At 34.9% G+C, this 1,156-nt stretch carries 1 pseudogene; it reads right to left on the reverse strand.

Annotated elements, in window-relative coordinates:
• Positions 1-132: 132 nt before the first annotated feature.
• Positions 133-1,156, reverse strand: a pseudogene (locus tag JO950_RS21875) (hypothetical protein); the annotation flags it as partial.

Below are 1,156 nucleotides of genomic sequence, written 5' to 3' on the forward strand. Positions count from 1 at the left end.
AAATACGGCAACAGGTATAACCTGTTTTGCAAATTTTGATTTCATGATATATAATTTAATTGTTAACGATCTACTCTTTTACAGGTTTTCGATCTTTTCCCTGACACTGCAGTATATTTTCATGATAGAATTCTATTTTATGCTTTTATTCTGATAGGAATTGGTGAGTCCTTCGTTTAATTTGTAATGGACTAAATGTTTGCCAATAAACCCATAAAAATTATCACCTTGTACAAAAAAATTCTTGAGTTTTTCTTTCTTGATATGGTAGATGTAGAAACTCCCCTTATAAGACTTAGTATTAAGATTATAGATATCAATAATACTGGCTTCCTTCCACATTTCAGCAGGTTCGTATTTCCCCGGCAATGCTGAATTGACAAACAATAATTTTTTACAAACGGCACTTGTTTTATTGACAAGTAAAGGAGGCGCTCCTAGTTTTCGTTCCTTTCGGCTTGTAACCTCAACAACTTTGATCTGGGCTTTACTGATAGTATCAATTGTTTTTCCTCTGTACTCCAGATTAAGCAACTCACTGGCTACAATAAACTCATTACGATATAGATAAGTATATACCAATTTCCCAAGGGGTTTGTCGTAATGAAGAACTCCGTCTACATCGAAAATTCCATCGATCTGTTTTTGCAATAGCTTTGGATTCAAATGCGTTTTGGATTCATTGCCAAAGTACAGAGATCCAAGTATACTTTCACCCTCTGTATTGTCATTGGAACGAAACGCCAAGGTGAGCGAATCCATAAGTTCATAGTGAGAAAAAGTGGTAGTTCCGTTCCATTTTACATAGGCTTTCCAATCCTTAATCTCACCTTTGTAAATTACAGGGACGGACCCATCTATGAGATAAAAATCTGGTGGTGAAATACGAACTTGTACAGATTGAAACTGAAAATCGATTCGGTTAGGATGAATTTTAAATTGATTTCTTTTTTGCAGGGTTGTATCAAGTACTGAGACTAAAAGTGGGGCCGTATGATTACCCAAATATATTTTATCTTTTGTGACTCCTGCAAAATAATAGGAATTAAATTTCATATCAATTTCATGCACTTTTGTAACATTTCCGGGAAAACGACGAACAAAATTATTCCGGTGGTGGATGATGCTTTCCGATAACATAAATAGCAGGGCAACA

Source organism: Flavobacterium sp. UGB4466, assembly GCF_903469665.1.
Classification (GTDB): domain Bacteria; phylum Bacteroidota; class Bacteroidia; order Flavobacteriales; family Flavobacteriaceae; genus Flavobacterium; species Flavobacterium lipolyticum.